Below are 23912 nucleotides of genomic sequence, written 5' to 3'. Positions count from 1 at the left end.
ACCCAAGAAGGGCGGGCCGAAAAAACAAAACCCGCTTCCCGAAAGAAGCGGGTGGGGTCGAGCTTATGCCTGAGTCGCGTACTTGGCCAGACGAGGGTCTGCTTTCAGCACGGCCAGGGTATTGGTATGCACGTCTTCGGCGGTCACGTCAGCCTTGCTGAAGATCTGCTGGAAGTGCTCGTGAGTGACGGCGGCGAAGTGCGCACGGTCTTCCGGCGCCACGCCCAGTACCACGGCATAGGTCGTCAGCGCTTCGCCGTTGCCTTTCGCCATGTCTTCGGACAGCTCGTTCATCATGCCATTCATGGCAAACCAGGATTTGCCGCCATAGGTCAGCGAGGCGTTGGTGGAGCAACCGTTGGTGCCGGACGTCATGCCGAACGTCGCGTTGCCGGAGGTGCCGTTGGTGGTGGAAGCGAGGAAGTGAGCCGGGGTGCCACGCTGACCTTCGAACAGCATGTTGCCCCAACCGCAATCCGGACCGCCTGGCGCCTGAGCCATGGCGTTGAGTGATACAACGGTGAAGAGAGTACCGAGAAGAATCCGTTTCATAGCTTTGTTCTCTTTGTGTGCATACCAATGGACAGGGTTCTGGCCCCCCAAGCTCTGTACGAAACAGATCAAAACGAAGCCAGTGGGCCGGTATTAGTTCCAGCCGCGCAGTTTGGAGTTTAGGCACGTTCCCGGGGTTCCGTGATTTTTTACGAAAGATTCGGTGATAACCCCGGTTTCACGAGGGCTGCGGCAGGGTGGGCCGTTTGTCTATGCTTTGTCGTGTGGCGCGCCTTGCCAGTGGGGCACGGGCAGCGCCAGAATGCCGCTATCTGCCCCGCCTGATTGTTAAGGAAGCCCGATGCCTGATCCTGTTGCTGCCAGCTTGCGTCTAGCGCCCGAAGCGCTGACCCGTCCGTTTTCCGCTGAACAGTTCAGCTTCACTACCACCAATGATCTGGAGCCCTTTCGCGGTGTGCTTGGCCAGGAACGTGCGGTCGAAGCCTTGCAGTTCGGTGTGGCCATGCCACGCCCCGGTTACAACGTATTCGTCATGGGCGAGCCCGGCACCGGCCGTTTCTCGTTCGTCAAACGCTACCTGAAGGCCGAAGGCAAACGCCTGCAGACCCCGGCGGACTGGGTCTACGTCAACAATTTCGATGAGCCGCGCGAGCCTCGCGCCCTGGAGTTGCCGTCGGGCACCGCCGGTGAGTTCACCGGTGACATCAACGGCTTGATCGACAACCTGTTGTCGACTTTTCCCGCCGTGTTCGAACACCCGTCCTACCAGCAGAAGAAAAGCGCCATCGACCGCGCCTTCAACCAGCGCTACGACAAGGCGCTGGACATCATCGAGCGTCTGGCCCTGGAAAAAGACGTCGCCCTGTACCGCGACAGCAGCAACATCGCGTTCACGCCGATGCTCGAAGGCAAGGCGCTGGACGAGGCCGAATTCGCCCAACTGCCGGAAGCCGAGCGCGAGCGTTTCCACGAAGATATTTCCGGCCTCGAAGAACGCCTGAACGAAGAGCTCGCCAGCCTGCCGCAATGGAAGCGCGAGTCGAGCAACCAGCTGCGCCAGCTCAACGAAGAAACCATCACGTTGGCCCTGCAACCATTGCTTTCGCCGCTGTCGGAAAAGTACGCGGAAAATGCGGCGGTCTGCGGTTACCTGCAAGCCGTGCAGGTTTACCTGCTGAAAACCGTGGTCGAGCAACTGGTGGACGACAGCAAGACCGATGCGGTCGCGCGCAAGTTGCTGGAAGAACAATACGCGCCGAGCCTGGTGGTCGGGCATCCGAGCAGCGGCGGTGCGCCGGTGGTGTTCGAGCCGCATCCGACGTATGAAAACCTGTTCGGTCGTATCGAATACACCACTGATCAGGGCGCGCTTTACACCACCTATCGCCAGTTGCGTCCGGGTGCGCTGCACCGCGCCAACGGTGGGTTCCTGATCCTTGAAGCGGAAAAAATGCTCGGCGAGCCGTTCGTGTGGGATGCGCTCAAGCGCGCCCTTCAATCGCGCAAACTGAAAATGGAATCGCCACTGGGCGAGATGGGCCGTTTCGCTACCGTGACGCTCAACCCGCAGTTCATTCCGTTGAATGTCAAAGTCATCATCATTGGTGCGCGGTCGCTGTACTACACGTTGCAGGATCTCGATCCGGACTTCCAGGAGATGTTTCGCGTCCTGGTGGATTTCGACGAAGACATCCCGATGGTCGACGAAAGCCTGGAGCAGTTCGCCCAGTTGCTGAAAACCCGTACTTCTGAAGAAGGCATGGCGCCGCTGACCGCCGACGCGGTGGCACGTCTGGCGACTTACAGCGCACGTCTGGCGGAGCACCAGGGGCGTTTGTCGGCGCGGATCGGCGATCTGTTCCAGTTGGTCAGCGAGGCGGATTTCATTCGTCACCTGGCCAACGATGAAATGACCGACGCCGGCCATATCGAGCGCGCACTGAAAGCCAAGGCCACTCGCACCGGCCGTGTGTCGGCGCGGATTCTCGACGACATGCTGGCGGGGATCATCCTGATCGACACTGACGGCGCGGCCGTTGGCAAGTGCAACGGCCTGACCGTGCTGGAAGTCGGCGACTCGGCGTTCGGTGTCCCGGCGCGAATTTCCGCCACGGTGTACCCGGGCGGCAGCGGCATTGTCGACATCGAGCGTGAGGTCAACCTTGGCCAGCCGATTCACTCCAAGGGTGTGATGATTCTCACCGGGTATCTGGGCAGCCGTTACGCCCAGGAATTCCCGCTGGCGATTTCCGCGAGCATCGCGCTGGAGCAGTCCTACGGTTACGTCGATGGCGACAGTGCATCGCTGGGTGAGGCGTGCACGCTGATTTCGGCGTTGTCGAAAACTCCGCTCAAGCAATGTTTCGCGATTACCGGTTCGATCAACCAGTTCGGCGAAGTGCAGGCGGTGGGCGGGGTCAACGAGAAGATCGAAGGCTTCTTCCGCCTCTGCGAAGCACGCGGGCTGACGGGCGAGCAGGGCGCGATCATTCCGCAGGCCAACGTCGCCACCTTGATGCTCGATGAGAAGGTACTGGCGGCGGTGCGTGCCGGGCAGTTCCACGTTTACGCGGTGCGTCAGGCGGATGAAGCGCTGAGTCTTCTGGTGGGCGAACCTGCCGGTGAGCCGAACGAGGAGGGTGAATTCCCCGAAGGCAGCGTCAACGCGCGGGTGGTGGAGCGTTTGCGGGTGATTGCCGAGATGATCAGCGAAGAAGACCTGAAAGAAGCCGAGAAGGAACTGGCGCAGGAGGCACTGGCCGAGGCCAAACCGGCGTAAGCCAGCCTGCAGTCAACAAAATGGGAGCCTGTGCTCCCATTTTGTTTTGTCGCGAACGTCGGCAAAAGTGCCATCACTCTGGCGTCAATATTCACACAATGACCATTCGGCGCCTTCTGGTTCTGTGCGGCTTGCGCGGCGGACTTTTCTTCTATTCTCTGCTCAAGGACATCGACAGTATCACGGGATCGAAACAGCTCTTCAGCAAGGGCTGAACACCGGCTTTACCGAGGGTCGCCGCCATGTCGCGCAACCTCTGCCTCACCCGTCAGTGCCTGGGTCTTGTGACCCGTATCGAATGTGCCATCAAGCCGTTGGCCGGCGATAACGGCATGTGGACATTGCTCTTCGCCGCCGGCATGGCCGGTGAACAACCTTCCGCCATCAAGGCCCAGGGCCCGTTTCATGGGCCGATCGCCGCCGAATCGATCCTCGATACCATCGTCGAAAGCCTGACGATGCACGGCTACGAGCTGGCCAATGATCCGCAGATCTGGTCCTTGCACCTGCAAGCCCAGCTACGGCAGATCAACGGTGGACGTGGACGCAATATCGGCGTTTTTGACCACTAGCACCGGTCATGGCGCAGCACCTTGTGTGTGGGCCTTGTCGAGTTTGACCTCAAAGCCGTATTGCACGGTGGCGAGGTCGGTTCGCTGGTAGGTTTCCACGTGCGTCGGACGGCCATAGAAATAGTGCACGCCGAACAGCGCCGGGCCTTCTGCGCTCGCGTCGTGGCTGACTGAAAGAATCTGTTTCAGGTAGTTGCCACTGTCGTCCTTGACGAAGAATCGCCATTCATTGGCCGGGAACAGTTTCAGGTCCACCAGCAGTTCGTTGTTCCTGACTTCCAGGCCCTTGGGCAATGCCTTGGCCTCAAAGGACTGCTTCGCCACCGTGGCCAGAAACAGCGGCATCGAGCCGACGGCAATCGCCGGGGTTTCCGGGAACAGGTTCAAATCGTAGGTGATGGTCGCCTGCAACGGGTCCACCTGATACGCCTCGGGCGGCAGTTCGATCGGTTCGTTCAGTTTGCCGCTGCTCTTTTCGGTGAAAAACGTCACCGGGCTGTCGCCGGGGCTGAGGTCGTCACCCAGCAGTTCGTCATTGAAGGTTTTGCGGTGATCGAACTCGATGCGTGCGGCGCTGGGCTCTTCCACTGACTGGCGGATATGGATGCTTTTTTTCAGCTCGTCCTCGGTCAGTGCCGCACCTTTGAGCCAGTTGGGCGCCTGGTCGTCGTAGACGGTGATCGCCAGATCCAGCGGTTGCACGGTTTTCGCCGTGGTGTGCGAGTCGAATTCGCGGACCGGCAGGTCCAGAGGCTTGCGGGTGACGGTCGCTTCGGAAAAGTCCAGCACGCTGACTTCCAGGGTGTCGATCGGGCCGTTGAAGTACACCTTGTTGTAGCGGCGCGGGTGCTGTTGTTCGAAGGCGTGCTGATCGTCGTTCAGCTGTTGCTCCAGTTCATCGCTCCAGGCTTTTTGCTGTTGCAGGTGCGCCAGCTGTTTTTGATAGAAACCGACTTGCTCCGGGCTTTCGTTGATGGCGCCGGCACGTACCAGATATTGGCCAGTCGTGTCGCGAGCCTGGACGATCAGCGGATTGAGCGGGGTGTTGGCGACTTCCGGGGCGAGCGGCAGGCTGTTGCTGAACTCGACTTCGGCGTAGTTCTTTTCCAGCTTCAGCAGGGTCACGCTGAGGTTGGCGTCGGTTCGGGTCTGACCGATGTCCTTTTTGCCCAGATTGAAGCTGTACAGGCGTTTCGGGGCGATGACTTCCACCTGACCTTGCAGGCTCACGGGGCGCGGCCGGGTTTTCTTGTCGACATCCAGGCCCTCGATGAACGGGTAGGTCACGGTCAGGTCGTCGGGATTGGTGACGTTGGAACTGGACGGGCTCAACTGGATGCCCGGATCGGTTTCCGACCATTCCGGCTGGTAGGCAATCACCCGTTTGTTGCTCAGGGTCACCGACTGCCATTCCACGCCATGGGGGAACAGGAACCCGCCGGGAATGTTGAGGTTGAAGGGGAACACCGGCTGCAGGTCAGTGAGGTAGTCGGAGCTGGCGTCCTTGTGCAGCACGAACAGGCCGTTGATGAAGGTGTCGACCAGGGCCTGAGGCGTCGGGTAGTGCTTGAGCACGCCGAGGGCGTCTTCGCCGTATTCGGTTCTGGGCGGTTTGTTGTCGAGTCGTTGCTGCGCGCGCTCCAGCAGTAGCAATGAGCCGCCGAGTTCGGTCACGGCATCCTTGAGTTTCGGGTCGGTGATCGCGTCCAGCGACTGTTCGAACTGTGCAGTCTTCTGTTCGAGGCTGAGCGGGTGTTTTTCCTCGCCGGGCGAGCAGCCGCCGATCATAAAGGCGAGGCAGATTCCGGCAGTCGTTAACGGCAATCGCACATCCATTTCCAGTCGTCCTGTCCACTGTCGCTGGGCTGTCAATGGTTTGGACACTAGCAGAAAAACTTTGACACACACACGCAGGTAGCGGATTTCCGGGCGGTTTCTGGCTGTCATGGGGGGCTGGTATACTCGCCGCCGATTACAACCCCCCTTGTGTGAGAGTCAATGGAACGCTTTATCGAAAATGCAATGTACGCCACGCGCTGGCTGCTGGCGCCGATCTACATCGGGCTGTCCCTCGGGCTGCTGGCGCTGGCATTGAAATTCTTCCAGGAAGTGTTTCATGTCATTCCCAACGTGTTCTCCATGGCCGAGTCCGAGCTGATTCTGGTGCTGCTGTCGCTGATCGACATGGCGCTGGTGGGCGGTTTGCTGGTGATGGTGATGATTTCCGGCTACGAGAACTTCGTGTCCGAACTGAACATCGACGAAGGCAAAGAGAAGCTCAGCTGGCTGGGCACCATGGACTCTTCCTCGTTGAAGATGAAAGTGGCGGCGTCGATCGTGGCGATCTCCTCGATCCACCTGCTGCGGATCTTCATGGATGCCAAGAACGTCGATCCCGAGCATCTGATGTGGTACGTGATCATTCACATGACCTTCGTGATCTCGGCGTTTGCCATGGGGTATCTGGACAAGCTCACCAAGCACTGATGAGTTGTCAAAGGCTGTAACATAACCGCCCGTCTGTTGCGAAACAGACGGGCGGTGTCGTTTGTGGCTTGTACTTTGATCGGCTGAGGCATATCCCTGTAGGTCTCAAGGCTCGCCACCGCGTGAGGTGCGTTCATGAACCTGCAAGAGTTGAATGCGTTTGCCGTCGCCAGAAAGGTCGACGAACTGAACCTGATCTCCATGGAAGGAGGGATCTATCTGCTGGAGGCCCGGATGCATGGCGCGGCATATCCGCTGAGCGATCCGCAGGGGAATATGCTGAAGCTGCGTTCGGTCGAGCATGCCCGGGATATGCTGCATAACTTTCCGGTGCTGCCGTTCAACCTGGTGCACACCTCGGTGCACGATGAAATGTGCGGTCTTGGCGCCAGTGGCGAAGAAAGCCTGAAGGTGCCGCTGGCCTGGCGATCCGCACTGTAGGCCTTGGGGCCTGATCAATGCCGGAACATCTGTGCTAGTCTGCTCGCCCTTTTGGTTCCGGGCGCGCCGGGACGCGCTGTGCACGCACGGCATGTCCTGAGGCCGTCCGCACAGCGGAGCAGTGTCATGTCCGAAGTAAATCTGTCCACCGACGAAACCCGCGTCAGCTACGGTATCGGCCGTCAGCTGGGTGACCAGCTGCGCGACAACCCGCCACCGGGTGTCAGCCTGGACGCCATCCTGGCCGGTCTGACCGACGCATTCGCCGGCAAGCCAAGCCGTGTGGGTCAGGACGAATTGTCCGCCAGCTTCAAAGTGATCCGCGAGATCATGCAAGCCGAAGCCGCTGCCAAGGCTGAAGCCGCCGCTGGCGAAGGTCGTGCGTTCCTGGCTGAAAACGCCAAGAAGGACGGCATCACCACTCTGGCTTCCGGTCTGCAATTCGAAGTGCTGACCCAGGGCGAAGGCGCCAAGCCATCCCGTGAAGACACCGTGCGTACTCACTACCACGGCACGCTGATCGACGGCACTGTGTTCGACAGCTCCTACGAGCGTGGTCAGCCTGCAGAATTCCCGGTTGGCGGCGTGATCGCTGGCTGGACCGAAGCCCTGCAACTGATGAATGCCGGCAGCAAATGGCGTCTGTACGTGCCGAGCGAACTGGCTTACGGCGCTCAAGGCGTTGGCAGCATCCCGCCGCACAGCGTTCTGGTGTTCGACGTCGAGCTGCTCGACGTTCTGTAATCCCGTTACCCTGCACAAGCGTGACTTGTGCAGGGTTTCTCCGCCGTTCTCATACTTCGATCTTGTGATGCAGCTCACTGGTCGGGCGCAATGCCCGGGCATAGCAGAACAGGAACAGATTGCGCACCAGCTCCTTGAGCACCAACGGTTCGCTGGAACTCAGGCCACTGACGTCCAGATCCCCTTGATCCTGCAACTCGTGCAGGGCTTCTTCTTCCAGTACCGCGCAGACTTCGCCGGTTTCCCGATGCAGGATCCTGAGGTACGGGTGCGGGCGGTCCAGCCAGGCGTCGATCAAATAAGTCATGGTTCATCTCCATTGAAAGGGTTTCAATGAGAATAATTCTTATTCGTCAAATAGCAAGCGCCTATTGGCGGTTTGTGATTTTTTGCGGGTAAAGATTGCGTAAGGTCAAAACGGCTGGCGTTTGGCTATCGTGTGGGTTTGTTGGGGAAAGCGGGGAGGGCGAAGCTCCATCCCACGGCGGGCGCGGGATGGAATACAACAGACTCAGACTTTTCTGACGAACTCGGATTTGAGTTTCATCGGGCCGATGCCGTCGATCTTGCAGTCGATGTCGTGATCGCCATCGCACAGGCGGATGTTCTTGACCTTGGTGCCGACCTTGACCACCAGCGAGGTGCCCTTGACCTTCAGGTCCTTGATCACGGTGATGGTGTCGCCGTCCTGCAGGACGTTGCCGACCGAATCTTTCTTCACGGCATCATCGGTCGCCACTTCGGCTTCACCACCGGCAGACCACTCGTGGGCGCACTCCGGGCACACCAGTTGGGTGCCGTCTTCGTAGGTGTATTCGGAATTGCATTTCGGGCAGGGTGGCAACGTGCTCACTAAGGCTCCTTGGTTTGAGGATCGCTAAAAGTCGCACATTGTATAGGGTTTTAGCCGCTGTTGGCAGGCAACAAAAAACCGCAGGCTCCATGGAGGCTGCGGTTTTTTGATGGTGCGGCGTTGATCAGTGCGTGCGGGCGACCGCGAACTCGCTCAGTTCAACCAGTGCATCGCGGTATTCGCTGGCCGGCAGTGCTTCGAGGCACTTGATCGCACGGGCCACGTAGTCTCGTGCCAGTTGCGCGGTGTACTCCAGCGAACCGGACGCTTCCACGGCAATGCGGATGCTTTCAAGGTCTTCGATCCCGCCTTTCTGGATCGCCTGGCGTACCAGGGCAGCCTGTTCCGGCGTGCCTTCGCGCATGGTGTAAATCAGCGGCAGGGTCGGCTTGCCTTCGGCCAGATCGTCACCGACGTTCTTGCCCAGGGTTTCGGCGTCGCCCTTGTAGTCGAGAAGGTCGTCGACCAGTTGGAACGCCACACCCAGATGATCACCGAAGGTGCGCAGGGCTTCGCTCTGTTCGGCGGTCGCACCGGCCAGTGCCGCGGCGCTGTGGGTCGACGCCTCGAAAAGCATCGCGGTCTTGCCGCGGATGACTTCCATATAGGTTTCTTCGGTGGTGCTGGCGTCGCGAACCTTGGACAGCTGCAGCACTTCGCCTTCGGCGATGATGCGCGTGGCCTGGGACAGGATCTTCATCACCGGCATCGAACCCAGTTCGACCATCATTTCGAACGAGCGCGAGTACAGGAAGTCGCCGACCAGTACGCTCGGGGCATTGCCCCACATGGCGTTGGCGGTCGAACGGCCACGGCGCATGCCGGACATGTCGACCACGTCGTCATGCAGCAGGGTGGCGGTGTGCAGGAATTCGATGGTGGCGGCCAGCAGGCGCATGTCGTCGCCTTCGCGACCCAGGGCCTTGCCACACAGCAGCACCAATAAAGGACGCAGGCGTTTTCCGCCGGCCGACGTGATGTAATCGCCGATTTTCGATACCAGCGGCACTCGGGAAGTCAGCTGCTTCTTGATGATGCCGTCGACGGCGCTAAAATCGTCCGCCACCGCGCGGTAGAAAGCTTGGGGTTGCATCAGCGACAGGTGCTCCAGAAGGGTTGCGCGGCATGCTAGGACCCACGTCCGGGCCTGTCAAGGCGCGATGGACGGCCACTTGCATGACTCTTGTAGCTTGCGTACAATCGCGCACCCTGAACTTCCTGGGCAGCACCTGCCTTACGCAATTGCAATCGGGCCTCCAGCCCAATGCAGCCATGCCAGCCAATACCTCTTCTTATAAAGAGCTGGGTGAGCAGGATTATCGGAGAAATACCATGTCTTATGCAGTAATCGTTACTGGTGGCAAGCAGTACAAAGTTGCACCAGGTGAATACCTGAAGATCGAAAAACTGGAAGTCGCTACTGGCGAATCCGTAACTTTTGATCGCGTTCTGTTGGTTGCCAATGGCGACGACGTGAATATCGGCGCTCCAGTTGTTGCTGGCGCTACCGTTGTGGCTGAAGTGATCTCCCAAGGTCGTCACGATAAAGTTCGCATCATCAAGTTCCGTCGTCGTAAGCACCACATGAAGCGTATGGGCCACCGCCAGTGGTACACCGAGATCAAAATCACCGGTATTCAGGCTTAATTTCAGCCTAATTCCTCACTAGGAGAATTGACTCATGGCACACAAAAAAGCTGGTGGTAGTACCCGTAACGGTCGCGACTCAGAAGCCAAACGCCTTGGCGTGAAGATGTATGGCGGCCAGGTCATCAAGGCCGGCAACATCATCGTGCGTCAGCGCGGCACCCAATTCCACGCTGGCTACGGCGTTGGCATGGGTAAAGATCACACCCTCTTCGCGAAAATCGAAGGCGTGATCAAGTTCGAAGTAAAAGGCGCCTTCGGTCGTCGTTACGTGAGCGTAATCGCAGCCTAACTGCGAGAGTGCTGGAGAAGCCCTGTCTTGCGACGGGGCTTTTTCGTTTGTGGGGTGAGTCTCTTGCAAAGCTGTTTGTATGGGCTGCCGGCGTGCGATGCAGGTCGTGGATTGGGGTCGCTGCGCTCATTTTTGCAAGAGTCTTATGTCTTGATTGTTTTTCGGCTCGTCCGTACGGCGAGAGGCGTTGGTTATGAAGTTTGTTGATGAAGTATCGATTCGCGTAAAAGCTGGCGACGGCGGCAATGGCGCCATGAGTTTCCGTCGGGAAAAATTCATTGAAAACGGTGGCCCGAACGGCGGTGACGGCGGTGACGGCGGTTCCATCTTCATGATGGCCGACGAAAACCTGAACACCCTGGTGGACTACCGCTACACCCGGCACTTCGACGCCGAGCGTGGTTCCAACGGCGGCAGCACTGACTGCACCGGCAAGAAGGGTGAGGATCTGATCCTGCGCGTGCCGGTCGGCACCACCGTGATCGACTCTGCCACTCAGGAAGTCATCGGTGACCTGACCAAGGCCGGTCAGAAACTGATGGTGGTTCAGGGTGGCTGGCACGGTCTGGGCAACACCCGTTTCAAATCCAGTACCAACCGTGCGCCGCGTCAGACCACGCCGGGCAAGCCGGGCGAGCAGCGCGATCTGAAGCTGGAAATGAAAGTTCTGGCCGACGTTGGTCTGCTGGGTCTGCCGAACGCCGGTAAAAGTACCTTTATTCGTTCGGTGTCGGCTGCCAAGCCGAAGGTCGCCGATTACCCGTTCACCACCCTGGTGCCAAACCTGGGCGTGGTCAGCGTCGATCGCTGGAAAAGCTTCGTGATCGCCGACATTCCGGGTCTGATCGAAGGTGCTTCCGACGGCGCCGGTCTCGGTATCCGCTTCCTCAAGCACTTGGCGCGTACCCGTCTGCTGCTGCACCTCGTGGACATGGCGCCGCTGGATGACACCAGCGCACCGGATGCTGCCGAGGTGATCGTCAGCGAGCTGATCAAGTTCAGTCCTTCGCTGGCTGAGCGTGATCGCTGGCTGGTGCTGAACAAATGCGACCAGATCCTTGAGGAGGAGCACGATGCTCGCGTCAAGGAAATCGTTGATCGCCTGGAGTGGACCGGTCCGGTCTACGTGATCTCGGCGATCTCCAAGTTGGGTACCGAGCGTCTGTGTCACGACATCATGCGTTACATGGAAGATCGTGCCGATCGCCTGGCCAATGACCCGGCCTACAAGGAAGAGCTGGCCGATCTCGATCAGCGTATCGAAGACGAAGCCCGTGCTCAGCTGCAGGCGCTGGATGACAAGCGCGCCCTGCGTCGCAGCGGCGTGAAGTCGGTCCACGACATCGGCGACGATGACTGGGACGAAGAAGATGTGGATGACGAAGACGGTCCGGAAATCATTTACGTGCGTGACTGATTCGTTGAAGTAAACTTAAGCGCCGCTCAATCGAGCGGCGTTTTAGTATCTGGAAATCGATCGTTGGTCACGAATAACCACGAATAATGTCATGGGCAGTGCCAGGTCGCGCTGCCCTCAAGCTAAGGTTGAAGATGATGCGGAGCAAGGTGACGGGTGCGCAGCGTTGGGTCGTGAAGATCGGCAGCGCTTTGCTGACAGCGGATGGCAAAGGGCTCGATCGTGCGGCAATGGGTGTCTGGGTCGAGCAGATGGTGGCCTTGCATGAGGCTGGCGTCGAGTTGGTGCTGGTGTCCTCCGGGGCGGTGGCGGCCGGCATGAGTCGCTTGGGCTGGACTGCGCGACCCAGCGCGATGCACGAGCTCCAGGCCGCTGCTGCAATCGGTCAGATGGGCTTGGTGCAGGCGTGGGAATCGAGCTTTGCCGAGCACGGCCGGCACACCGCGCAGATTCTCCTGACTCACGACGACCTGTCCGACCGCAAGCGCTACCTGAACGCCCGCAGCACCTTGCGTGCGCTGGTCGAGCTGAAAGTCATCCCGGTGATCAACGAAAACGACACCGTGGTCACTGATGAAATCCGTTTTGGCGACAATGACACGCTTGCTGCGCTGGTGGCCAACCTGGTCGAGGCTGATCTGTTGGTGATCCTGACGGATCGCGACGGCATGTTCGATGCTGATCCGCGCAACAATCCCGATGCGCAGCTGATTTACGAGGCGCGCGCCGATGATCCGACTCTGGATGCGGTAGCGGGCGGTACTGGTGGTGCGCTGGGTCGTGGCGGCATGCAGACCAAGTTGCGTGCGGCGCGTCTGGCAGCGCGTTCCGGTGCGCATACCATTATTGTCGGTGGGCGTCTGGAGCGAGTGCTGGATCGTCTGAAGGCTGGCGAGCGCATTGGTACGCTGCTGTCGCCTGAGCGCGGCATGCTGGCGGCGCGCAAGCAGTGGCTGGCCGGGCATCTGCAAACCCGTGGCACGCTGGTGCTGGACGATGGTGCTGTCTCTGCGTTATCCCAGGGCAACAAAAGTTTGCTGCCGGTCGGCGTCAAGCTGGTGCAGGGCAGTTTCCGTCGCGGCGAAATGGTGGTTTGCGTGGCGCCGGACGGTCGTGAAATCGCCCGTGGCCTGGCCAACTACAGTGCACTGGAAGCACAAAAAATCATCGGTCAGTCGTCAGATGCGATTGTCGGTTTACTGGGTTACATGGCTGAGCCGGAACTGGTTCACCGTGACAACCTGATTCTGGTTTGAGGAAAGCGCAATGCGCATGGCAAAAGGATTGTTGGGCTTGCTGATGGCGTTGCCATTGCTGGCCTCGGCCGAGGAAATCGGTCAGGTATCGACGGTGTTCAAGTTTGTCGGCCCGAACGACCGGATTGTGGTCGAGGCCTTCGATGATCCGAAGGTCGAGGGTGTGACGTGCTATCTGTCGCGCGCCAAGACGGGTGGCGTGAAGGGCGGGTTGGGGCTGGCCGAGGATCGTGCCGAGGCGTCCATTGCTTGCCGTCAGGTAGGGCCTATCAACTTCAAGGGTGAGTTGAAGGATGGCGAAGAGGTGTTCAAGGAGCGCACTTCGCTGGTGTTCAAGACCATGCAGGTGGTGCGTTTCCTCGACAAGAAGCGCAATACGCTGGTGTATCTGGTCTACAGTGATCGCCTGATCGAGGGTAGTCCGCAGAATGCGGTGACAGCGATCCCGATTCTGCCGTGGGCGCCAGTCCACTGATTTGGGTGTAAATAAAAAGAGGAGCTGTGGTTAGCTCCTCTTTTTTTTGCGTTGTTTTCAGCAAATCGCAGGCAATAAAAAACCGACCCTGAGGTCGGTTTTTTAATGATTACGTCGCTTAGGCAGCAGCTTTCAGTGCCTTGACGTGACCATTCAGGCGGCTCTTATGACGAGCAGCCTTGTTCTTGTGGATGATGCCTTTATCGGCCATACGGTCGATAACTGGCACAGCCAGAACGTATGCAGCTTGAGCTTTTTCAGCGTCTTTTGCGTCGATGGCTTTAACTACATTCTTGATGTAGGTACGAACCATGGAACGCAGGCTGGCGTTGTGGCTGCGACGCTTCTCAGCCTGTTTTGCACGTTTTTTGGCGGAAGGTGAGTTGGCCACCGTCGAGCTCCTCGAAAGACTTTTTAGGAAATAGCAAACAAAATAGGCCGCGAATCATGCCGATGAAGAGATGTCTTGTCAAGGGCGCTTGAGACGTTCCGCTAAGTGGTAGGTATAAAGAGGCGGGATATTTATTTCCGGCGCTTGACCTGTAAACTCGCGAGCTTTGGCTCTGTGCTGTTGCGGCGCGGAGTATCGCACAAGTAGGCGCATTGTTCGCCTGCTGTTTATCGACAGGCACAAATTCCCTCAATGAATCTGCTCAAATCGTTGGCCGCCGTCAGCTCTATCACGATGCTTTCCCGGATTCTCGGGTTTGTCCGCGACACGCTCATCGCGCGTACATTCGGCGCCGGAATGGCGACAGACGCCTTCTTTATCGCCTTCAAACTGCCCAATCTTTTGCGGCGGATCTTTGCCGAGGGGGCGTTTTCCCAGGCATTCGTGCCGATTCTTGCCGAATACAAAAGTCAGAAGGGCGAGGAGGCGACTCGTACCTTCATTGCTTATGTGACTGGGCTTCTGACGCTGGTTCTGGCGCTGGTGACGGCGCTGGGCATGATTGCCGCGCCCTGGGTGATCTGGGCCACCGCCCCCGGTTTTACCGATACGCCGGAAAAATTCCAGCTGACCTCCGACCTGCTGCGAGTGACCTTCCCCTATATATTGCTGATCTCCCTGTCATCCCTGGCGGGTGCGATTCTCAATACCTGGAACCGTTTCTCGGTGCCGGCGTTCGTGCCGACCCTGCTCAACGTCAGCATGATCGTGTTCGCATTGTTCCTGACGCCGTATTTCAACCCACCGGTCATGGCCCTCGGCTGGGCGGTGCTGGTCGGTGGCCTGGCGCAGTTGCTTTATCAACTGCCGCACCTGAAAAAGATCGGCATGCTGGTGCTGCCACGCCTGAATCTGCGCGATACCGGCGTCTGGCGGGTGATGAAGCAGATGTTGCCGGCAATCATCGGCGTCTCGGTCAGCCAGATTTCCCTGATCATCAACACCATCTTCGCCTCGTTTCTGGTGGCGGGCTCGGTGTCGTGGATGTATTACGCCGACCGTTTGATGGAGCTGCCGTCCGGTGTGCTGGGTGTGGCGTTGGGCACGATTCTGCTGCCGACCTTGGCCAAGACCTACGCCAGCAAGGACCGTCACGAGTATTCGCGGATTCTCGACTGGGGCCTGCGCCTGTGCTTCGTGCTGGTGTTGCCGTGTGCGCTGGCGCTGGGAATTCTGGCCGAGCCGTTGACGGTTTCGCTGTTCCAGTACGGTCAGTTCAGCGGTTTTGACGCGGCCATGACTCAGCGGGCGTTGATTGCCTATTCTGTCGGTCTGCTCGGGATTATCGTGATCAAAGTGCTGGCGCCAGGCTTCTATGCGCAGCAGAACATCCGCACGCCGGTAAAAATCGCAATCTTCACCCTGGTGGTCACGCAGCTGTTCAACCTGGTGTTGATCGGCCCGCTGGCGCACGCCGGGCTGGCGTTGGCGATCAGCGCCGGTGCCTGTCTGAACGCCGGGCTGCTGTTCTATCAACTGCGCAAGCAGCAGATGTACCAACCGCAGCCGGGCTGGCTGAAGTTCGGTTTGAAGTTGTTGGTTGCGGTGGCGGTGATGTCGGCGGTGCTGTTGATCGGCATGCATTTCATGCCCGCGTGGGATCAGGGCCACATGCTTGAGCGCTTCCTGCGCCTGGGCGTGCTGGTGGCTGCCGGCGTGGTGGCTTATTTCGGCATGTTGCTGCTGCTCGGTTTTCGCCTGCGCGACTTCAATCGCAAGGCGTTGAGCTGAGGTTTTACCCTTGATAAACGGGCTTGAGCCGGCAGTTTTGTCGGCTCGATCACTTTGGGTTACGGTGTTGCCTGTCGTCTGTCGTCGGGTGTGGTTATAATCGGCCACTTTATGAGCAAGAAGCGCGTTATGCAGCTGGTTCGAGGCCTTCACAACTTGCGCCCCCAGCATCGGGGCTGCGTCGCCACTATTGGCAACTTTGACGGTGTTCACCGTGGTCACCAGGCCATCCTGGCCCGACTGCGTGAGCGTGCGCTCGAGTTGGGCGTACCCAGCTGCGTGGTGATTTTCGAGCCGCAGCCACGGGAATTCTTTGCCCCGGAGACCGCTCCGGCGCGTCTGGCCCGGTTGCGCGACAAGCTGCAACTGCTGGCCGCCGAAGGGGTCGACCGGGTCTTGTGTCTGGCCTTCAACCAGCGCCTGAGCAAGCTCAGCGCCAGTGAATTCGTCGATACGATTCTGGTAGATGGCCTGGGCGTGCAGCATCTGGAAGTCGGTGACGATTTCCGCTTCGGTTGCGACCGCCTCGGCGATTTCGATTTTCTGTTGCAGGCCGGGCAGGTTCACGGTTTCACCGTGGAGGCCGCGCAAACCGTCGAGCTGGACGGTATTCGTGTCAGCAGCACTCAGGTGCGCAATGCGTTGGCCGCCGCCGATTTTGCCTTGGCAGAACGTCTGCTTGGCCGCCCGTACAGGATTGCCGGTCGCGTGCTGCATGGTCAGAAACTGGCCCGGCAACTGGGTACGCCCACTGCCAACATTCAACTCAAGCGCCGTCGCGTGCCGTTCACCGGAGTTTACCTGGTCGACGTCGATATCGACGGCAAGACCTGGCCCGGCGTCGCCAATATCGGCGTGCGGCCCACGGTGCAAGGTGATGGCAAGGCCCACCTTGAAGTCCATCTTTTAGATTTTGCCGGCGATCTGTATGACCGGCGTTTGACGGTGGTTTTCCACCAGAAGCTGCGTGAAGAGCAGCGTTTCGCCTCCCTGGAGGCATTGAAAACGGCGATCAGCGCGGATGTCGCCGCCGCCCGTGCACTAGCCGCACCTAGCGCCCATCGCTAATGAAGAGCCTTAAATGACCGACTATAAAGCCACGCTAAACCTTCCGGACACCGCCTTCCCAATGAAGGCCGGCCTGCCACAGCGCGAACCGCAGATCCTGCAGCGCTGGGACAGTATTGGCCTGTACGGAAAGTTGCGCGAGATTGGCAAGGATCGTCCGAAGTTCGTCCTGCACGACGGCCCTCCGTACGCCAACGGTACGATCCACATCGGTCACGCACTGAACAAGATTCTCAAGGACATGATCATCCGCTCGAAGACCCTGTCGGGCTTCGACGCGCCGTATGTCCCGGGCTGGGATTGCCACGGCCTGCCGATCGAACACAAGGTTGAAGTGACCCACGGCAAGAACCTGGGCGCGGACAAGACCCGCGAGCTGTGCCGTGCTTACGCCACCGAGCAGATCGAAGGGCAGAAGACCGAGTTCATCCGTCTCGGCGTGCTGGGCGACTTCGCCAACCCGTACAAGACCATGGACTTCAAGAACGAGGCCGGTGAAATCCGCGCCCTCGCCGAAATCGTCAAAGGCGGTTTCGTGTTCAAGGGCCTCAAGCCTGTGAACTGGTGCTTCGATTGCGGTTCGGCCCTGGCTGAAGCGGAAGTCGAGTACGAGAACAAGAAGTCCTCGACCATCGACGTGGCCTTCCCGATCGCTGACGAGGCCAAACTGGCCGCCGCGTTCGGTCTGCCGTCGCTGGGCAAACCTGCTTCGATCGTGATCTGGACCACCACCCCGTGGACCATCCCGGCCAACCAGGCGCTGAACGTTCACCCGGAATTCACTTACGCCCTCGTCGATATCGGCGACAAGCTGCTGGTGCTGGCTGAAGAACTGGTCGAATCCTGCCTGACCCGTTACGGCGTCGAAGGCACCGTATTGGCGACCGCACCGGGCTCGGCGCTGGAGCTGATCAATTTCCGTCACCCGTTCTACGACCGTCTGTCGCCGGTGTACCTGGCCGACTACGTGGAACTGGGCGCCGGCACCGGCGTGGTTCACTCCGCGCCGGCTTACGGTGTGGACGACTTCGTGACCTGCAAGAAATACGGCATGGTCAACGACGACATCCTCAACCCGGTACAGAGCAACGGCGTCTACGTTCCTTCGCTGGAGTTCTTCGGCGGCCAGTTCATCTGGAAGGCCAACCCGGCCATCGTCGACAAACTGACTGAAGTCGGTGCGCTGCTGCACACCACGGTCATCGAACACAGCTACATGCACTGCTGGCGTCACAAGACCCCGCTGATCTACCGCGCCACCGCGCAGTGGTTCATCGGCATGGACAAAGAGCCGGTCAGTGGCGATACCCTGCGTGTACGCTCGCTCAAAGCGATCGAAGACACCAAGTTCGTTCCGGCCTGGGGCCAGGCGCGCCTGCACTCGATGATCGCCAACCGTCCGGACTGGTGCATCTCCCGTCAGCGCAACTGGGGCGTGCCGATCCCGTTCTTCCTGAACAAGGAAAGCGGCGAGCTGCACCCACGCACCGTCGAGCTGATGGAAGAAGTCGCCAAGCGCGTCGAAGTCGAAGGCATCGAAGCCTGGTTCAAACTCGACGCTGCCGAACTGCTGGGCGATGAAGCACCGCAGTACGACAAGATCAGCGACACCCTCGACGTCTGGTTCGACTCGGGCACCACGCACTGGCACGTCCTGCGCGGTTCGCACCCGATGGGCCACGAGACCGGCCCGCGCGCCGACCTGTACCTGGAAGGTTCCGACCAGCACCGTGGCTGGTTCCACTCGTCCTTGCTGACCGGTTGCGCCATCGACAACCACGCGCCGTACCGCGAGCTGCTGACCCACGGTTTCACCGTGGACGAGTCCGGCCGCAAGATGTCCAAGTCTCTGGGTAACGTGATCGCACCGCAGAAAGTCAACGACACCCTGGGCGCCGACATCATGCGTCTGTGGGTCGCTTCGACCGACTACTCCGGCGAAATGGCCGTTTCCGAGCAGATCCTGCAGCGCAGCGCGGACGCCTATCGTCGTATCCGTAACACCGCGCGTTTCCTGCTTTCCAACCTGACCGGTTTCAACCCGGCCACCGACCTGCTGCCGGCCGAAGACATGCTGGCGCTTGATCGCTGGGCGGTGGACCGTACCCTGCTGCTGCAACGCGAGCTGCAAGAGCACTACGGCGAATACCGTTTCTGGAACGTCTACTCGAAGATCCACAACTTCTGCGTGCAGGAGCTGGGTGGTTTCTACCTCGACATCATCAAGGATCGCCAGTACACCACCGGCGCCGACAGCAAGGCCCGCCGCTCGTGCCAGACCGCGCTGTTCCACATCTCCGAAGCGCTGGTGCGCTGGATCGCACCGATCCTGGCCTTCACCGCTGACGAACTGTGGCAATACCTGCCGGGCGAGCGCAACGAATCGGTGATGCTCAACACCTGGTACGAAGGCCTGACCGAGTTGCCGGAAGGCTTCGAGCTGGGGCGCGCCTACTGGGATCGCATCATGGAAGTGAAGGTTGCGGTCAACAAAGAGATGGAAATCCAGCGCGCAGCCAAGGCTGTCGGTGGCAACCTGCAAGCTGAAGTGACGCTGTTCGCCGAAGAGGCTCTGACCGCCGACCTGGCCAAGCTGAGCAACGAGCTGCGCTTTGTTCTGATCACGTCGACCGCCAGCGTAGCGCCGTTCGTGCAAGCGCCGGCTGACGCTGTAGCGACAGAAGTCAGCGGCCTGAAGCTGAAGATCGTCAAATCGGCCTTCCCGAAGTGCGCCCGTTGCTGGCACTGCCGTGAAGACGTCGGCGTGAACCCGGAGCATCCGGAAATCTGCGGCCGTTGCGTGGACAACATCGATGGCGCCGGGGAGGTTCGTCACTATGCCTAATGCCGTTGGCCGTTTCGGACGGCTGAGCTGGCTCTGGTTGAGCTTGCTGGTTCTGGTCATTGACCAGGCCAGCAAGTTTTACTTCGAAGGCAAGCTCGAGATGTACCAGCAGATCGTGATCATTCCCGATTACTTCAGCTGGACCCTGGCCTACAACACCGGTGCGGCATTCAGCTTCCTGGCTGACAGCTCCGGCTGGCAGCGCTGGCTGTTCGCCCTGATAGCAGTCGTGGTCAGCGCGGTGCTGGTGGTCTGGCTCAAGCGCCTGGGCCGCAACGAAACCTGGCTGGCCATTGCGCTGGCGCTGGTGCTGGGCGGCGCGCTGGGCAATCTGTATGACCGCATTGCCCTGGGCCATGTGATCGACTTCATTCTGGTGCACTGGCAGAACCGCTGGTACTTCCCGGCGTTCAACTTCGCCGACAGCGCCATCACCGTTGGCGCGGTGATGCTGGCACTGGACATGTTCAAAAGTAAAAAAACCGGAGAAGCCGTTCATGACTGAACAGGTATTGGCTGAGCAACGCATCGGCCAGAACACGGAAGTCACTTTGCATTTTGCATTGCGCCTGGAGAACGGCGACACGGTCGACAGCACCTTCGACAAGGCTCCGGCTACTTTCAAGGTCGGCGACGGCAACCTGCTGCCGGGCTTTGAAGCGGCTCTGTTCGGCTTCAAGGCGGGCGACAAGCGCACTCTGACCATCGAGCCGGAAAATGCGTTCGGCCAGCCGAACCCGCAGAACGTGCAGGTCATTCCACGTTCGCAGTTTGCGGACATGGAACTGTCGCCGGGTCTGCTGGTGATCTTCAACGATGCGGCCAATACTGAGCTGCCGGGTGTGGTGAAAGAGTTCGACGACGCGCAAGTGACCGTCGACTTCAACCACCCGCTGGCCGGCAAGACGCTGACCTTTGACGTCGAGATCATCAACGTCAAAGCGCTGTAACTGACCATACGCGGTCAAAAATGTGGGAGCGGGCTTGCTCGCGAATGCTGACTGACATTCAACATCGATGTTGTCTGACTTATCGCTTTCGCGAGCAAGCCCGCTCCCACAGTAGTTATTCACCGTTTTTTCGCGCGCAAGACACGAGGCACAGCATGCAAATCAAACTCGCCAACCCCCGTGGCTTCTGCGCCGGCGTGGACCGGGCGATCGAAATCGTCAACCGCGCCCTGGAAGTCTTCGGGCCGCCTATTTATGTGCGTCATGAAGTGGTGCACAACAAGTTTGTCGTCGAAGACCTGCGCAGTCGTGGCGCGATCTTCGTCGAAGAGCTGGATCAGGTACCGGACGACGTCATCGTGATCTTCAGTGCCCATGGCGTCTCGCAAGCCGTGCGTACTGAAGCCACCGGTCGCGGCCTGAAAGTGTTCGATGCCACCTGTCCGCTGGTGACCAAGGTGCACATCGAAGTCGCCAAATACAGCCGCGACGGTCGTGAGTGCATCCTGATCGGCCACGCCGGTCACCCGGAAGTCGAAGGCACCATGGGTCAGTATGACGCCAGCAATGGCGGTGCGATCTACCTCGTCGAAGACGAGAAGGATGTCGCTGAGTTGCAGGTACACAATCCCGAGAAACTGGCCTTCGTGACCCAGACCACCTTGTCGATGGACGACACCAGTCGAGTCATCGACGCATTGCGCTCCCGTTTCCCGGCCATCGGTGGCCCGCGCAAGGACGATATCTGCTACGCCACGCAGAACCGTCAGGACGCGGTCAAGCAACTGGCCGACGAATGCGACGTGGTCCTGGTGGTCGGTAGTCCGAACAGCTCCAACTCCAACCGTCTGCGTGAACTGGCCGAGCGCATGGCTACGCCGGCGTATCTGATCGACGGTGCCGAAGACCTGCAAAAGAGCTGGTTCGATGGCGTCGAGCGTATCGGCATCACTGCCGGTGCTTCTGCGCCGGAAGTGCTGGTGCGTGGTGTGATCCAGCAATTGCAGGCATGGGGCGCCACCGGCGCCGACGAGTTGGCCGGACGGGAAGAGAACATCACCTTCTCGATGCCTAAAGAGTTGCGCGTCCGTTCGATCTGACCGCTTTATCCTTTCGACACAGTGCCTGTTCAGCCTTTTCGCTGGACAGGCGCACGCGACCGGTTGCCGCCAGCACCAGTTGAAGCTGGCTGACCGGCTCGCGGGTCGAACAGATGTGTAGTTTTCCTGCCTGAAACGCTCGCCCGGGCATCAGCGGTTGTCCCAGACTGCTGAACCGAATGTACCGACTGACGAACCAGTTGCCGACAATGGGTATTCGCCCGTCACTGGCTTGTTCGATCAATAGCGGATTGCTGCTGTCCTCCGCACCCTTGCCACTGACATCCAGAATGATCCGCCAGCCCTGGCCCCAATCTCCGTTGATGCCATGAATCACCACGCTCTGATTGCGCGTGATCGCCTGGGTGCGGGCATTGCGGATCCCGCTGATCAGCGATTCAGCAGCGTGTTGCCGGTGGTTCGACTCCATCAGCGTGGCGAACGCCGGACTGACCAGTGACAGAACAATTGCGCCGATCGCCAGTCCCATAAGCAGTTCGACCAGGCTGAAACCCTGTTGCGGCATATGTATTCCCTCCGTGGAGCAGTGTGTCCGACGCGATCCGTGCACCGGGCAGGGCAAATCAACCGACGTAACCCGGTCGAATGTTCTAGGTTTACAGGGCAGGTATAGCCGACGGCAACGGAGGGCATCGATGGATCATCGTACAAAAGGTTTCACGCTGATCGAGCTGTTGGTGGCGGTCGCGTTGTTTGTGATCCTGATCACGATGGCCGTACCGGCGTTTACCCGTTCGATCCAGGGCAGCAAGGCCGACACCGAAGTCGGCGACCTGCAGCGGGCGCTCAACTACGCACGCCTTGAAGCCATTGATCGCGGTACGACTATTCGCTTGCGACCAACCGCCGGGGGCAGCGTCTGGACGGGTGAGTTGTCGGTCTACGACAGTACTGGCACTTCGGCCAATGTATTGCGGGTTGTTCCAGCGATGAGCAGTGGCGCGACTCTGACGCTAACCTCAGGAGTGACCGCGCTGGATTTCAACAATCTGGGTGGCCTGGCAGCACCGTCCACGGCGGTGGTGTTCAGTTACACGCTGGGAACGCAAAGCAGGACGCTGAACGTGTGTCTGAATGGACGAATTCAATCGGGTGGAAGCTGCGGATGAGGGCAGGGAGCACAGTTGCACAGGAAGGCATGTCGCTGATCGAAATTCTGGTCGCGTTGCTGATTCTGACGGTCGGGTTGTTGGGGGCGGCGGCAGTTCAGCTCAATGCGCTGAAATACACCGACAGCTCGCGCATGACCAGTCAGGCCAGCTTCATCGCCTATGACATGATGGACCGCATCCGCGCCAACTCCGGCGCCGACTACACCGTCACGCCGCCGACATCGGGCAACCTGAACGTCACCCGCGATCAGGATCTCTACGACTTCACCACCAACATCGTCAATTTCGGCGGACCGACCGCCACCGGCAGCATTACCCTCAACCAGCGCGTGTACACCATCACCATCAACTGGAGTGATGCCCGGGCCGCCAATACCGCGAGCGCCCCGCGCAGTTTTGTCCTGACGAGCCGCGCCGCGGTCGATCCGGTGGCCACGCCATGAAGCGGCATAACCAGGGTTTCGGCCTGATCGAAATGCTCATCGCCTTGGCGCTGGGGCTGATCATCGTGCTGGGCGTCGTACAAACCTTTCTTGCGGCGAAGAATACCTACGTCAGCCAGAACACCTCGGCTGCCATGCAGGAAGATGCGCGGTTCGTGTTGAGCAAGATGACTCAGGAATTGCGCATGGTCGGGATGTTCGGCTGCCTGGGGACCATTACCGATTCCAGTAGCAGCGGCGACTTCAACGCCGCCCAGATCACGCCGATCAGTTGGGACAACACCAACCTCAAGCTGACACTGGTCACCGCCGACGTCGGTGGCGCAGGCGGGACGCCGACCTGGACGGTGGTGTCCGACTGTCGCAACAGTTCAACGGCTTATACGGGTGTGCGTGCGCCGGCGACCGGGCAAATCGCGTTTCCGATCCGGCGTCTGGTTTACAGCTTCAGCAACAACCAGATCCTGATGGGCACCGGCAGCGGTACGCCCACCCAACAAGTGCTGGTGAGCAATGTCAGTGCGTTCACCGTCCTGTTTGGCCTGGCCAGCACCGCGACTGATGTGGCCGCTTCGACCTACAGCAGCAACCCCAGTGATCCGGCACGCATCCGCAGCGTACGCCTGAGCCTGACCCTTACCGATCCGAACAACCGGATCGCCAATCAAACCTTCAACGTGGTTGCCGCGCTGCGCAACCGCTTGCAGTGAGGGCT

Annotated in this window: 26 protein-coding genes; 19 read left to right on the top strand and 7 right to left on the bottom strand. The window is 59.6% G+C overall.

Going from position 1 to position 23912, the window contains the following annotated elements; genetic code table 11:
- Positions 1-63: 63 nt before the first annotated feature.
- Entirely contained in the window at positions 64-552 is a 489-nt protein-coding gene (locus ACW9HX_RS08680; protein ID WP_025108775.1) for a DUF3015 domain-containing protein, read from the bottom strand.
- A 301-nt stretch (positions 553-853) separates the two neighbouring features.
- Here ACW9HX_RS08680 and ACW9HX_RS08675 point away from each other — a divergent pair, with 301 nt between their 5' ends.
- Together ACW9HX_RS08675 and ACW9HX_RS08670 are read left to right on the top strand one after the other, a co-directional pair.
- Positions 854-3292, top strand: a complete 2439-nt coding sequence (locus ACW9HX_RS08675) for a Lon protease family protein (RefSeq protein ID WP_457380257.1) — start codon at positions 854-856, stop codon at positions 3290-3292.
- Positions 3293-3534: 242 nt separating this feature from the next.
- Positions 3535-3864 carry a PA4575 family protein gene (locus ACW9HX_RS08670; protein ID WP_457380256.1) on the top strand — a complete coding sequence of 110 codons (330 nt, stop codon included), beginning with the start codon at positions 3535-3537 and terminating at the stop codon, positions 3862-3864.
- 6 nt (positions 3865-3870) lie between these two features.
- Here the strand turns inward: ACW9HX_RS08670 and ACW9HX_RS08665 are convergent, their stop codons facing one another.
- Positions 3871-5700 (bottom strand): hypothetical protein, encoded by a 1830-nt coding sequence (locus ACW9HX_RS08665; RefSeq protein WP_457380255.1) that lies wholly within the window; start codon positions 5698-5700, stop codon positions 3871-3873.
- A gap of 162 nt (positions 5701-5862) precedes the next feature.
- Between ACW9HX_RS08665 and ACW9HX_RS08660 the strand changes: the two genes are divergently transcribed.
- The 3 genes from ACW9HX_RS08660 (at position 5863) to ACW9HX_RS08650 (ending at position 7536) form a co-directional block, all read left to right on the top strand.
- Entirely contained in the window at positions 5863-6351 is a 489-nt protein-coding gene (locus ACW9HX_RS08660) for a TIGR00645 family protein (RefSeq protein WP_007950967.1), read from the top strand.
- 135 nt (positions 6352-6486) lie between these two features.
- Positions 6487-6792 carry a DUF6482 family protein gene (locus tag ACW9HX_RS08655; RefSeq protein WP_457380254.1) on the top strand — a complete coding sequence of 102 codons (306 nt, stop codon included), beginning with the start codon at positions 6487-6489 and terminating at the stop codon, positions 6790-6792.
- 126 nt (positions 6793-6918) lie between these two features.
- Positions 6919-7536: an FKBP-type peptidyl-prolyl cis-trans isomerase gene (locus ACW9HX_RS08650; RefSeq protein ID WP_096820860.1), complete on the top strand. Its 618-nt coding sequence runs from the start codon at positions 6919-6921 to the stop codon at positions 7534-7536.
- A 49-nt stretch (positions 7537-7585) separates the two neighbouring features.
- On the opposite strand, the gene ACW9HX_RS08645 is transcribed toward ACW9HX_RS08650, so the two are convergent.
- The 3 genes from ACW9HX_RS08645 to ACW9HX_RS08635 form a co-directional block, all read right to left on the bottom strand.
- Positions 7586-7843: a PA4570 family protein gene (locus tag ACW9HX_RS08645; protein WP_039771721.1), complete on the bottom strand. Its 258-nt coding sequence runs from the start codon at positions 7841-7843 to the stop codon at positions 7586-7588.
- Positions 7844-8047: 204 nt separating this feature from the next.
- Positions 8048-8389, bottom strand: a complete 342-nt coding sequence (locus tag ACW9HX_RS08640; protein ID WP_457380253.1) for a zinc ribbon domain-containing protein YjdM — start codon at positions 8387-8389, stop codon at positions 8048-8050.
- Positions 8390-8513: 124 nt separating this feature from the next.
- Positions 8514-9482 (bottom strand): polyprenyl synthetase family protein, encoded by a 969-nt coding sequence (locus tag ACW9HX_RS08635; protein WP_007909817.1) that lies wholly within the window; start codon positions 9480-9482, stop codon positions 8514-8516.
- Between the two features lie 239 nt (positions 9483-9721).
- Between ACW9HX_RS08635 and rplU the strand changes: the two genes are divergently transcribed.
- From rplU to ACW9HX_RS08610, 5 genes are all read left to right on the top strand, one after another.
- A complete protein-coding gene (gene rplU, locus ACW9HX_RS08630) occupies positions 9722-10036 on the top strand; it encodes a 50S ribosomal protein L21 (RefSeq protein ID WP_007950961.1) in 315 nt (104 codons plus the stop codon).
- A 34-nt stretch (positions 10037-10070) separates the two neighbouring features.
- A complete protein-coding gene (rpmA, locus tag ACW9HX_RS08625) occupies positions 10071-10328 on the top strand; it encodes a 50S ribosomal protein L27 (protein ID WP_016773121.1) in 258 nt (85 codons plus the stop codon).
- A gap of 193 nt (positions 10329-10521) precedes the next feature.
- Positions 10522-11745, top strand: a complete 1224-nt coding sequence (gene cgtA / locus ACW9HX_RS08620) for an Obg family GTPase CgtA (protein WP_457380252.1) — start codon at positions 10522-10524, stop codon at positions 11743-11745.
- A gap of 137 nt (positions 11746-11882) precedes the next feature.
- Entirely contained in the window at positions 11883-13001 is a 1119-nt protein-coding gene (gene proB, locus ACW9HX_RS08615) for a glutamate 5-kinase (RefSeq protein WP_045121906.1), read from the top strand.
- A 10-nt stretch (positions 13002-13011) separates the two neighbouring features.
- Positions 13012-13476: a CreA family protein gene (locus tag ACW9HX_RS08610; RefSeq protein ID WP_085712193.1), complete on the top strand. Its 465-nt coding sequence runs from the start codon at positions 13012-13014 to the stop codon at positions 13474-13476.
- 118 nt (positions 13477-13594) lie between these two features.
- Here the strand turns inward: ACW9HX_RS08610 and rpsT are convergent, their stop codons facing one another.
- Positions 13595-13867 carry a 30S ribosomal protein S20 gene (rpsT, locus tag ACW9HX_RS08605; RefSeq protein ID WP_011336008.1) on the bottom strand — a complete coding sequence of 91 codons (273 nt, stop codon included), beginning with the start codon at positions 13865-13867 and terminating at the stop codon, positions 13595-13597.
- A gap of 252 nt (positions 13868-14119) precedes the next feature.
- On the opposite strand from rpsT, the gene murJ reads away from it, so the two are divergent.
- From murJ to ispH, 6 genes are all read left to right on the top strand, one after another.
- The gene (gene murJ, locus ACW9HX_RS08600; protein WP_457380251.1) at positions 14120-15658 is read left to right on the top strand and encodes a murein biosynthesis integral membrane protein MurJ; all 1539 of its coding nucleotides are present in this window, start codon (positions 14120-14122) and stop codon (positions 15656-15658) included.
- Between the two features lie 129 nt (positions 15659-15787).
- Entirely contained in the window at positions 15788-16726 is a 939-nt protein-coding gene (ribF, locus tag ACW9HX_RS08595; RefSeq protein WP_007959537.1) for a bifunctional riboflavin kinase/FAD synthetase, read from the top strand.
- 13 nt (positions 16727-16739) lie between these two features.
- Positions 16740-19571 (top strand): isoleucine--tRNA ligase, encoded by a 2832-nt coding sequence (gene ileS, locus ACW9HX_RS08590; protein WP_457380250.1) that lies wholly within the window; start codon positions 16740-16742, stop codon positions 19569-19571.
- Complete coding sequence (gene lspA, locus ACW9HX_RS08585) at positions 19564-20076, top strand: signal peptidase II (protein ID WP_085712189.1); 513 nt, start codon at positions 19564-19566, stop codon at positions 20074-20076. The genes ileS and lspA overlap by 8 nt, the downstream gene beginning before the upstream one ends.
- Positions 20077-20083: 7 nt before the next feature.
- Complete coding sequence (gene fkpB / locus ACW9HX_RS08580; RefSeq protein WP_457380274.1) at positions 20084-20521, top strand: FKBP-type peptidyl-prolyl cis-trans isomerase; 438 nt, start codon at positions 20084-20086, stop codon at positions 20519-20521.
- Between the two features lie 155 nt (positions 20522-20676).
- Positions 20677-21621: a 4-hydroxy-3-methylbut-2-enyl diphosphate reductase gene (gene ispH, locus ACW9HX_RS08575; RefSeq protein WP_457380249.1), complete on the top strand. Its 945-nt coding sequence runs from the start codon at positions 20677-20679 to the stop codon at positions 21619-21621.
- Here ispH and ACW9HX_RS08570 read toward each other — a convergent pair.
- Positions 21593-22147 (bottom strand): GspH/FimT family pseudopilin, encoded by a 555-nt coding sequence (locus ACW9HX_RS08570; protein WP_457380248.1) that lies wholly within the window; start codon positions 22145-22147, stop codon positions 21593-21595. The two genes, ispH and ACW9HX_RS08570, sit on opposite strands and share 29 nt — an antisense overlap.
- Positions 22148-22277: 130 nt before the next feature.
- On the opposite strand from ACW9HX_RS08570, the gene ACW9HX_RS08565 reads away from it, so the two are divergent.
- From ACW9HX_RS08565 to ACW9HX_RS08555, 3 genes are read left to right on the top strand one after another with little or no spacing between them, the layout of a single operon-like run.
- Positions 22278-22751, top strand: a complete 474-nt coding sequence (locus ACW9HX_RS08565) for a GspH/FimT family pseudopilin (RefSeq protein WP_096820869.1) — start codon at positions 22278-22280, stop codon at positions 22749-22751.
- Positions 22748-23197 carry a type IV pilus modification protein PilV gene (pilV, locus tag ACW9HX_RS08560; protein WP_457380247.1) on the top strand — a complete coding sequence of 150 codons (450 nt, stop codon included), beginning with the start codon at positions 22748-22750 and terminating at the stop codon, positions 23195-23197. Before ACW9HX_RS08565 ends, pilV begins: the two co-directional genes overlap by 4 nt.
- Positions 23194-23907 (top strand): PilW family protein, encoded by a 714-nt coding sequence (locus tag ACW9HX_RS08555; protein WP_457380246.1) that lies wholly within the window; start codon positions 23194-23196, stop codon positions 23905-23907. The genes pilV and ACW9HX_RS08555 overlap by 4 nt, the downstream gene beginning before the upstream one ends.
- The last annotated feature ends 5 nt before the right edge of the window (positions 23908-23912 follow it).

This window comes from Pseudomonas sp. SDO52101_S400 (genome assembly GCF_054071635.1).
This window is presented reverse-complemented; position numbering and strand designations above follow the sequence as displayed.

Coding starts and splice junctions, on each gene's coding strand:
- rpmA (WP_016773121.1), top strand. CDS start 10,071: ATGGCACACAAAAAAGCTGGTGGTAGTACCCGTAACGGTCGCGACTCA.
- ACW9HX_RS08650 (WP_096820860.1), top strand. CDS start 6,919: ATGTCCGAAGTAAATCTGTCCACCGACGAAACCCGCGTCAGCTACGGT.
- ACW9HX_RS08565 (WP_096820869.1), top strand. CDS start 22,278: ATGGATCATCGTACAAAAGGTTTCACGCTGATCGAGCTGTTGGTGGCG.
- ACW9HX_RS08645 (WP_039771721.1), bottom strand. CDS start 7,843: ATGACTTATTTGATCGACGCCTGGCTGGACCGCCCGCACCCGTACCTC.
- proB (WP_045121906.1), top strand. CDS start 11,883: ATGCGGAGCAAGGTGACGGGTGCGCAGCGTTGGGTCGTGAAGATCGGC.
- ribF (WP_007959537.1), top strand. CDS start 15,788: ATGCAGCTGGTTCGAGGCCTTCACAACTTGCGCCCCCAGCATCGGGGC.
- ACW9HX_RS08675 (WP_457380257.1), top strand. CDS start 854: ATGCCTGATCCTGTTGCTGCCAGCTTGCGTCTAGCGCCCGAAGCGCTG.
- ileS (WP_457380250.1), top strand. CDS start 16,740: ATGACCGACTATAAAGCCACGCTAAACCTTCCGGACACCGCCTTCCCA.
- ispH (WP_457380249.1), top strand. CDS start 20,677: ATGCAAATCAAACTCGCCAACCCCCGTGGCTTCTGCGCCGGCGTGGAC.
- ACW9HX_RS08665 (WP_457380255.1), bottom strand. CDS start 5,700: ATGGATGTGCGATTGCCGTTAACGACTGCCGGAATCTGCCTCGCCTTT.
- ACW9HX_RS08610 (WP_085712193.1), top strand. CDS start 13,012: ATGCGCATGGCAAAAGGATTGTTGGGCTTGCTGATGGCGTTGCCATTG.
- ACW9HX_RS08680 (WP_025108775.1), bottom strand. CDS start 552: ATGAAACGGATTCTTCTCGGTACTCTCTTCACCGTTGTATCACTCAAC.
- ACW9HX_RS08660 (WP_007950967.1), top strand. CDS start 5,863: ATGGAACGCTTTATCGAAAATGCAATGTACGCCACGCGCTGGCTGCTG.
- ACW9HX_RS08555 (WP_457380246.1), top strand. CDS start 23,194: ATGAAGCGGCATAACCAGGGTTTCGGCCTGATCGAAATGCTCATCGCC.
- ACW9HX_RS08655 (WP_457380254.1), top strand. CDS start 6,487: ATGAACCTGCAAGAGTTGAATGCGTTTGCCGTCGCCAGAAAGGTCGAC.
- ACW9HX_RS08670 (WP_457380256.1), top strand. CDS start 3,535: ATGTCGCGCAACCTCTGCCTCACCCGTCAGTGCCTGGGTCTTGTGACC.
- murJ (WP_457380251.1), top strand. CDS start 14,120: ATGAATCTGCTCAAATCGTTGGCCGCCGTCAGCTCTATCACGATGCTT.
- ACW9HX_RS08635 (WP_007909817.1), bottom strand. CDS start 9,482: ATGCAACCCCAAGCTTTCTACCGCGCGGTGGCGGACGATTTTAGCGCC.
- rplU (WP_007950961.1), top strand. CDS start 9,722: ATGTCTTATGCAGTAATCGTTACTGGTGGCAAGCAGTACAAAGTTGCA.
- lspA (WP_085712189.1), top strand. CDS start 19,564: ATGCCTAATGCCGTTGGCCGTTTCGGACGGCTGAGCTGGCTCTGGTTG.
- pilV (WP_457380247.1), top strand. CDS start 22,748: ATGAGGGCAGGGAGCACAGTTGCACAGGAAGGCATGTCGCTGATCGAA.
- ACW9HX_RS08570 (WP_457380248.1), bottom strand. CDS start 22,147: ATGCCGCAACAGGGTTTCAGCCTGGTCGAACTGCTTATGGGACTGGCG.
- cgtA (WP_457380252.1), top strand. CDS start 10,522: ATGAAGTTTGTTGATGAAGTATCGATTCGCGTAAAAGCTGGCGACGGC.